This window comes from Pseudomonas sp. NFR16 (assembly GCF_900108875.1).
Lineage (GTDB): Bacteria > Pseudomonadota > Gammaproteobacteria > Pseudomonadales > Pseudomonadaceae > Aquipseudomonas.
In genome coordinates this window covers 1,386,661-1,395,332 of record NZ_FNYJ01000001.1, presented here as the reverse complement: position 1 = coordinate 1,395,332, position 8,672 = coordinate 1,386,661, and the positions used below count along the sequence as shown (strand labels likewise).

The window sequence follows — 8,672 nt, the reverse complement described above, 5'->3', positions numbered from 1 at the left end:
TTACGCCAGCCCAGATAGAGCTTGCGGTGGGCGAGCATGTGCTCGGTGACCGGCGCGCCACCTTGCAAAGCGGTGAGTTGCGCCATGTAGGCGTCGAAGCTGTCCTGGAGCTCGGGGCTGATGGCGAGGTCACTTTCCGAGCGTCTAAGGCCCACCTGATCAATTTTTCTCAACGGGACGCCGGCCTGCAGTGCGCGTTCATACATGTCGTTCAACGGAATCTGCGACAGCTTGTCCGCCTGTAGATGACGCACGCTGCCGTCTGCCAGCTGAGTTCCTTTGCCTTGCTCGCGCAGGCCATAACCGCCGCCCACGTCGGCGTGCATGCCGGGGTAGACGATCTCCAGGCAGTTGGCTGGATAGGTGTCACCGGCACGGACCAGATCCACCGGAAACGAGACACGGTTTTCATGGGCGGCGACCATGTGCACGCACTGCTCGACGCAATCGGGAATGGTCAGCAGGGCTTTCTTGCCCCAGTGCATGTGGCCATCCACCGGCAACGGATAGGCGTCGGCCAGCCCCACCGAGGCCACGGTATCGAACAGCCCCATGAAACGCACCCGCAGCGGAATGCCGCAAAAGGTGCTGTCTCCGTTGCCGAAATGCATCAGCAATTGATTGAGAAAGGACCGGGCTGCCGTCGCCCCTCGCGAGAAACCGAACAGGTCGAGGGTGATTTCATCGATCTTCGGGCTGCCCACGCGTGGGACGAGCATGGCGGTGATCTGATCGCGCCAACGGGGGATCAGGGTGTCGTCTTTGACGGCGTGGGTGATTGACCGTGGGTCTTCGTCAACGAGATAACGGCCGTATGCAGTTCGGGCGACCTGGTTAGCAACGAAAAGCATGGCGTAACGGATCCGTCGGTCTCCGAATGCGCCTTCTTTGGCGCCGTTTGGATGAGGCTCGGGCTCGCCTATTTCAGGAAAACGAGTACCAACGCCTTGGATGTAGAGCCTGTATATACATTGCTGTTCGTTATCAAGTCCGAGTTCGGACAGTCTTGCGACATTGCTATGTGATCCCTTCGGCTTGTCTTCTTCTTTACTGTTTCGTGTGCCGTCAAAGTAAATCGAAAAGCTCAGCTTCAGTCGGCAGGGATATTGGGCTGTAGGGAGCAGCAAGTTCGGGAGAATAAACCGAGAGGGGGGAGCATCCAGCGGGCTCCAGCTTATATGGCTCATTTTGAGATTCCTTTCCGCGTGTCAAAGTTTTTTTCGGGGAAGCCAGGGCCGGGATAATCAGGATGACTCGGAAACATCATGCTCGGTATTATCAAAACATCATCGTTTTCCAGAATATGAATATGAGTGCCACCCGAATGATCGTAAGGTTGAACCAACACATCTTTTTCAGTCCAGTGACACGCTTCTGAATCGGGTTTGGGGTTTTCTTTGTAAAAAGCTTCACAACGGCGCCATTTAACCCGAACGGTCAATCCCGGATGCCAGGGGGCGGGAAGGCTTAGTGCACCATAGGTCGTACTGCCGCCCGTGCCAGCCGCGCCCACTCCGCCGCCATTGACATAGACCGGCTGCACGAACGTGTCACTTATTTCGTGATCCATAGGTGTTACAGCCGTCCCGAAATACCGGGGTTTAGGCGGCGGTTCAGGTGGTGGTTTTTCATATTTGGACGCCGCAACGAATAGCGCGGCGAGTGCCAAAAACATACCGAGGTTCATGCGCATTGAATCGACCCGTTAAATTGTGAATATGGATTTCCGTATTGAGGCATCAGGTCTTTCGCGGAGCGAAGATGAACGCTTCTTAAATAAGCAAATACGAAGATGGCGTATATATAGCAAATCAACGGATAGCGCTCATTTTGAGATCCTTTCCGTGCGTAGAAGTTTTTTTCGGGAAAGCCGGGGCCGGGATAATCAGGATTATTCGGCGCTAATATGCTCGGTATTAACAAGACGTCATCGTTTTCCAGAATGTGTAGATTGGTCTCACCCGAATGGTCATACGGGTGAACCAGCACATCTTTTTCTATCCAGTGACAGTTTTTCCCGTAACGCTCGCAACGCCGCCATTTGACCCGAACGGTCAATCCCGGATGCCAAGGGGCGGGAAGGCCCAGTGCACCATAGGTTGTGCTGCCACCCGTACTGGCCGCGCCTACTCCGGCGCCATTGACATAGACCGGCCGCACGAAAGTGTCACTTCTTTCGTGATCCATAGGTGTTACAGCCGTCCCGTAATTCCTAGGTTTAGGCGGCGGTTCAGGTGGTGGTTTTTCATATTTGGACGCCGCAACGAATAGCGCGGCGAGTGCCAAAAACATACCGAGGTTCATGCGCATCGAATGGACCTGTTGATTGGTGAATATGGATTTCCGCATCGAGTCATCAGGTCTTTCGCAGCGAGGCCGAACACTTTTGAACTAAGCAAGTGCGGAGACGGCGTATAGGTAGCAAGCCATCGGGTAGCGCTCATTTCTTTAACCGGCCCCTGATGACAGACGCTTCACACGCCCACCTCGGCGCTGTCCGCCTGGCTTTCCAGTGCTTCAAGCAATGCGCTGCCGCTCAACTGCTGCTGGACTGCTGTCAGTCCTGCCATTTGCTACGGTGCATGGGCGCCGGTTCGCAACGCCCAGGCGGTCAGAGCGCCGAGGTCTTCCAGCTCGGTGTAGCCGGCCGCCATGGCTTGGGTCAGTACGGCATCGACGCTCGCGTGACGTTTCTCCCGGCAACTTTTGACCGAGGCGTGCAGCGCCGTGAACGGTTTGAGTTCGTGAATCAGCGCGTCCGCCAGCGTGGCCCGGTTCAGCGCCAGTTGCTGGGCGGGATCCAGCGCGGGGGAAACCGGCGTCTGACTCACAAACGTGTGCGAGAGACTCAGCAATCGCCCGGCGCCGTTACGGTCGGCGTAGCACCAGGCGCGCCAGGGTTGAGAAAATGCATGCTGTTGCGTCACCGTCCAGACTGAGAACAGGGCGTTCAGCGCGCGGCCGTCAGCCAGACGCTGCCAGTTGCGCGAGTGTCTATCGGGGCCGCGCATCCACAGCAGCAGGTGCGCCTCGATCTCAACGATCGGCCAGTCACTGGCCAGCCAGTTCACGCCCCGTGCGCTGCCGTCGATGCCCAGCGTGGCGGCGCGTTCCTCGGTCATCAGCCACGGGCCAAGCGCGCGTGCGGCTTTGGGATAGTCGGCGAACAAAGAAATGGCGCCTTCAGGGTGCTCCGCCAGTCGGGCGCCAAGGCGTTGCTGCATCGCTCCGTCGAGCAGCACCCGACTGCTCAGGCCTTTCGCGTCCACGAGGTCGGTGTAGGTTTTCGGCAGTCTGTTCATAGGGTCACCTGCGCGGCACCGGACAGCGCGGCCTTGAGCAGACATTCCAGACAGACCGCGTCGGCCGGCGGCGGCATCGCGACGTGGTAGCGTTCGGTTTTCGGCCCGACCCAGTCATGATTGCCGGCATGGGTGATGACTTCACCCTGCGTCCCGATCTCGATACCGCCACCGATCTTGATGTAGCTGCCGTCATCGGCAATGAAACGCAGGTGTGGCGCGCTGATGACCACCTCGCCCTGCTCGGCGGAAATTCGCACGTTCTGCCGGGCGTTAAGGGTGACGTCGGCGTCCTGAGCCTGGACCAGCACGTTGCCGCGATTGGCGATTGCGCTGATCCCGGCCTGTTCGCTGAACAGGGCAATGCCGCTTCCGGCATGCAGTCGTGTGGCTTCACCGCTTGTGAATTGCAGATGACGACGGGCGAGGGTGTCGTGATTGATCCCGGCGACGTGCATCTGCGAGCCGGGTGTAGCGCTGACCGTGCCCGCGGCGGCTGCAACCGCGAACACCGGGTCGCCGGATCGACCACTCTCTGGCGCAGGCCATTGTTTGAGGGATTGCTGCAACGTTTCGAAGCCTTGAGCGTCGATTGCCGAGCTGCCCTGCGTGACAGCGGTTTGCCCGAGCGCCTTGAACAGTTCGCCGCATTCGTCCAGCAGGTCCAGCAATTCGCTGCGGTCCAGCTGTGCACCGCTGGCCTGACTCCGGGCATAGGTGGTGAGCAGAATCCCTTGAGCGGCACGCAGGGCGATGGCCGCATCGGTACGCAACTCCGCACCCTCGCCACGCGGTTTGGCGCTGCCCTGTTTGCGTGGCGTCGTCAGCTTGCCCATGTTCAGGGCGGTAGCGTGATGCGAGCTGGCCAGGCGCGCTCGCGGCTGGCCAGGGGTGTCATCGAAGACCAGTTCGTTGTAGCCAGACCCGCCGTGCTCGCTGCTCTTGATGCCTGAAAGCGCGCTGTTTCCAGGCAGCCCCGGCTCGTTGCTGAAGTAGGGGTGTACGTGAGTGCCGTTGTATAAAACGCCGGTCACAACGGGGCGATCCACGTCTGCGGCCATGTGCTGCACGAGGACTTCCTGGCCGATGCGTGGCACGAACTGGTGCCCGAAGCCCGTTCCCACGCCGGGCATCGCCACGCGCAGCCAGGCGGTGTCGGCAGCGTCCTCACGTGTTGCGTCATCGCCTGACGGGACCTGCCGCTGCCAATGAAAGCGCACGCGAATCCGGCCCCGTGCATCGGTGAATACTTCATTGCCCTGCGGGCCGACCACCACGGCGGTCAGAGGCCCAGTGATGGCGGGCCGCTGCACGGACAGCAGCGGGCGATAAGGAATCTTGCTGCGAATGCAACTGAAGGTATTGGCGTAGTCTGCCGGCCTGGGTGAGCGGTAGTTGTTGCGCCCTTGATGTTCCACGCTGAGCAGCAAGAACCGGCGGTCCTCTCGAGAACCCAGGTCGTGGTCAAAATGCTGGGTCAGTTCGAAGGTGTATCCCGGGCGCATGGCGCGACAGTTGCTCGCGCCGGCGAACCCTTTGCCTGTGCGCTCATACGCTTCGATTCGCTTGCGCAGCAGCGCTTCACCGGCATCGTAGGTGCGATGAGAGCACGGCGGGGTTTGCTGATAGATTTCCAGAGGCCTGACGTCGCCCTGGCGATTCAGGCTGTTCATGCTCACAGGCAACGCGTTGGCTGGCTGTTTGTAGTCGTTGGTCTGAATGCTGATGCGTGCCGACTGGAGTTGACGGTGCGCGCTCCAGCGCGTAATCGCGTCTTCCGTTTCGGTCACCGATGCCCGGTGATAGCGAATCTTCGGTTGCTCGTGTAACGGAGTCAGTTCACTTGAACGGTCAGTAATGATCAGCCTGTGCCCGCGGTTGTCGTGTTCGAAATAGAAAAACAGGCCGTCGCCTTCCAGCAGGCGAAGCACGAAGTTCAAATCGCTTTCGAAATATTGAGTGATGTAGCTGTGGGTTTTCAGCGCGGCATACAGGCGAAATTCGAACTGCGCCATGTCGCCATACAGGGAAAAAACCGCACGCAGGATGTCCTCGACGGTCTTTTCCTGGTAGATCCGCGAGTCCTGTCGCTGGCTGAGCATCCACAGCCAAGGGCTTAACGTGGCGGTGTAACTGGACAGCCCGCCGTCACAGCCCTGATGGCTGACCCGGGTGATATACCCGTCGATGAAGCGGTCGCTCCCGTCTGCCAGTTGAATCTTCAATTGCGCTGACGTACCCATCAGCGACTTGAGCTCGATGTGTGCGTCGCGTGAGAGCATCTCAAGCTCGAACGTGAACAGTTCAGACACTGCTTCACGACCCGAAAACGTATCCAGCAATAATTCCTGCTCATCTTCGAGCACGGTTCTGAGCGTGATCAGGCGTCGGTTCTGAGGCGAAAACAGGCCTGCCAGGTCCTTGAGCATATGTCCTCCTGCGCCCGGCCTGCGTATGCAGGGCCGCGGCGGACAAGTTGATTTCAGTGCGTCCATGCAGGGTTCCGACACAGGCGGAAGTCGTCGGCAGTGAAACATTGGCTGACGGGATTGAATGTAGGCTCATTCCATTCCAGCTGTAGGCAGGGTCGAATTCGTCAGAGAGATCGCACTGACAATGCATCTGGGTGAACTTCCGCCAAGCGCCGTCAGTCAGCATTGAAATGCTCACGATGAGGCTCGACATTCCATGCAGATTTCCTTGAAGGGCCAGGTCGCGCTGGTCACTGGCGCCAGTTCCGGGTTGGGGGCGGGGGCGGCCCGGGGGCTGGCAGCGTCCGGCGCGGCAGTGGTGGTCAACTATCACTCTCAGCCTGAGCCGGCTGAAAAGCTGGCGGAAGAAATACGAGCCGCCGGTGGCCAGGCCGTTGCCATTGGCGCTGATGTGTCAAACGAGCGCGAGGTCGAAAAACTGTTCGCCGAGACCCTCAAGGCGTTCGGCCGACTGGACATTCTGACTGCCAATTCCGGGCTGCAGAAGGACGCATCCATTGCCGAGATGAGCCTGGAAGACTGGAACACCGTGATCAACGTGAACCTGACCGGCCAGTTTCTCTGTGCCCGCGCGGCGCTGCGTCAGTTCGCACAACAGGAAATCCGGCCGGACATCTCCCGCGCGCTGGGCAAGATCATTCACATGAGTTCGGTGCATCAGGTCATTCCCTGGGCCGGGCATGTGAATTACGCGGCCTCCAAGGGCGGCGTCGATCTGCTGATGCGCAGCATCGCCCAAGAAGTCGGCGAGCAGCGTATCCGGGTCAACAGCATCGCGCCCGGGGCCATTCGTACGGCCATCAACACCCAGGCCACCAGCGGTGACGCCGAGAAAAAGCTGCTGGAATTGATCCCCTACGGGCGGGTGGGTGAAGCCGAGGACGTCGCCAACGCCGTTGTCTGGTTGGCATCCGACGCATCCGACTACGTGCACGGGACCACGCTGTTCATCGACGGCGGCATGAGCCTGTACCCGGAGTTCCGTCACAATGGTTGAGCCCATCCAGCAACGCCCCGTCGACCCGCGCGCCGAAGCGCAGAACGCTATCGAGAACCACGGCATCATCGGCGACATGCGCAGCGCCGCGCTGGTGGCCGACACGGGCAGCATCGATTTCTGCTGCTGGCCGGATTTCGACAGTCCGAGCATCTTCACCGCGTTGCTGGATTCGCCCAAGGCCGGGATTTTCCAGCTGTCGCCCATCCTCCCCGACGCCCGTCGGCAGCAGCTGTACCTGCCTGAAACCAATGTGCTGATGACCCGATGGATTGCGAAGGATGCCGTGGTCGAAGTGACTGACCTGATGCCCATTGCTTCGGAAGTCGACAGCCTTCCGCGGCTGGTGCGGCGTATTCATGTGCGCCACGGCAAGACGGCGGTGCGCATGTTCTGCCGGGTGCGACATGATTACAGCCGAGCGGAAACGGTCGCCCGGATGGACGATCAGGACGTCCGGTTCGAAGCACCGGGGCAACCGGCCATGAGACTGTCTGCAACCACACCTTTGCAGATCGACGATCACGCGGCGGTTGCTGATTTCGAGATGAAACAAGGCGACATCGTCGAATTCATGCTCGGCGGCGCCGATGATGAGGCGGTCCAGGCTTCTCAATGCGACTGCGACCTCAAGAGCACCGTGAGCTATTGGCAGCACTGGAGTCGCCACTCCAACTACCGTGGCCGCTGGCGGGAAACGGTCAATCGCTCGGCACTGGCGCTGAAGCTGCTGACTTCACGCAAGCACGGCGGCATCGTGGCGGCGGCCACTTTCGGGCTGCCGGAAGAAGAGGGCGGTGGGCGCAACTGGGACTATCGGTACACCTGGATCCGCGACGCCTCATTCACCGTTTATGCCTTCATGCGCCTGGGCTACACCGAAGAAGCCAACGGCTTCATGCACTGGGTGCGCGAGCGCATGGGTGACTGCTGCGAAGACGCCAACAAGCTCGGCATTCTGTACTCGCTGGACGGTCGCGAGGAATTGCCCGAAGAAGACCTCTCGCATTTGTCGGGCTACGGCGGCGCAACGCCGGTGCGCATCGGCAACGAAGCGTACAAGCAGACGCAACTGGACATCTACGGCGAACTGCTGGATGCGGTTTATCTGGCCAATAAATACGGTGAAGCGATTTCCCACGAAGGCTGGAAACACGCTACGCGGCTGGTCAACGAATTGTGCGAGAACTGGCGCAGCAAGGACGTCGGCATCTGGGAAATGCGCGGCGACGACCAGCATTTCCTCCACTCTCGGCTGATGTGCTGGGTCGCGCTGGACCGGGCGCTGCGACTCTCCCTCAAGCGTTCGCTGCCTGCGCCGTTCGAACGCTGGGACAGGGAGCGTCAGGCGATTCACGATGACATCTGGGAGAATTTCTGGGATCACGATCTGGGGCATTTCGTCCAGCACAAAGGCAGCAAGAACCTCGATGCCTCCATGCTGCTGATGCCGCTGGTGAGATTCGTTGGTGCCAGCGACCCCAAGTGGCTCCAGACCCTGGACGCCATCGAGCGCACGCTGGTGCGCGACGGTATGGTGTTCCGCTATCGCAATGACGATGACTACGGTGACGGCCTGGAGGGGGAAGAGGGTGCGTTTGTCGCGTGCTCGTTCTGGTACGTCGAGTGCCTGGCCCGGGCCGGACGCGTGTCACAGGCGCACCTGGAATTCGAGCAGTTGCTGCGCTACGCCAATCCGCTGGGGCTGTACGCTGAAGAGTTCGACACGCATGGCCATCATCTGGGCAACACGCCGCAGGCGTTGAGTCATCTGGCATTGATCAGCGCCGCGAGCTTTCTGGATCGCAAACTCGAAGGCAGCCAGACGCTCTGGCAACCCTGAGCCCCGAGCCCTTGAATCATAAGCCCTGAAGTAAGGAG

The 8,672-nt window shown here is 59.9% G+C and carries 7 protein-coding genes; 2 read left to right on the top strand and 5 right to left on the bottom strand.

Annotation, left to right across the window (positions count from 1 at the left end; genetic code table 11):
- The 5 genes from BMZ10_RS06325 to BMZ10_RS06305 form a co-directional block, all read right to left on the bottom strand.
- On the bottom strand, nt 1-1,187 hold a 1,187-nt coding region (locus BMZ10_RS06325; RefSeq protein ID WP_143070265.1), incomplete at its 3' end, for a T6SS phospholipase effector Tle1-like catalytic domain-containing protein.
- A complete protein-coding gene (locus tag BMZ10_RS06320; RefSeq protein ID WP_093459146.1) occupies nt 1,184-1,693 on the bottom strand; it encodes a DUF3304 domain-containing protein in 510 nt (169 codons plus the stop codon). The genes BMZ10_RS06325 and BMZ10_RS06320, both read right to left, overlap by 4 nt.
- Complete coding sequence (locus BMZ10_RS06315; RefSeq protein ID WP_177182053.1) at nt 1,684-2,310, bottom strand: DUF3304 domain-containing protein; 627 nt, start codon at nt 2,308-2,310, stop codon at nt 1,684-1,686. The genes BMZ10_RS06320 and BMZ10_RS06315 overlap by 10 nt, the downstream gene beginning before the upstream one ends.
- A gap of 263 nt (nt 2,311-2,573) precedes the next feature.
- The gene (locus BMZ10_RS06310) at nt 2,574-3,302 is read right to left on the bottom strand and encodes a DUF4123 domain-containing protein (RefSeq protein ID WP_177182052.1); all 729 of its coding nucleotides are present in this window, start codon (nt 3,300-3,302) and stop codon (nt 2,574-2,576) included.
- The gene (locus BMZ10_RS06305; RefSeq protein ID WP_093459144.1) at nt 3,299-5,731 is read right to left on the bottom strand and encodes a type VI secretion system Vgr family protein; all 2,433 of its coding nucleotides are present in this window, start codon (nt 5,729-5,731) and stop codon (nt 3,299-3,301) included. Before BMZ10_RS06305 ends, BMZ10_RS06310 begins: the two co-directional genes overlap by 4 nt.
- A gap of 259 nt (nt 5,732-5,990) precedes the next feature.
- On the opposite strand from BMZ10_RS06305, the gene BMZ10_RS06300 reads away from it, so the two are divergent.
- Both BMZ10_RS06300 and BMZ10_RS06295 read left to right on the top strand, forming a co-directional pair.
- Nucleotides 5,991-6,791 carry a glucose 1-dehydrogenase gene (locus BMZ10_RS06300; RefSeq protein ID WP_093459143.1) on the top strand — a complete coding sequence of 267 codons (801 nt, stop codon included), beginning with the start codon at nt 5,991-5,993 and terminating at the stop codon, nt 6,789-6,791.
- Nucleotides 6,784-8,634: a glycoside hydrolase family 15 protein gene (locus tag BMZ10_RS06295; protein WP_093459142.1), complete on the top strand. Its 1,851-nt coding sequence runs from the start codon at nt 6,784-6,786 to the stop codon at nt 8,632-8,634. The genes BMZ10_RS06300 and BMZ10_RS06295 overlap by 8 nt, the downstream gene beginning before the upstream one ends.
- The last annotated feature ends 38 nt before the right edge of the window (nt 8,635-8,672 follow it).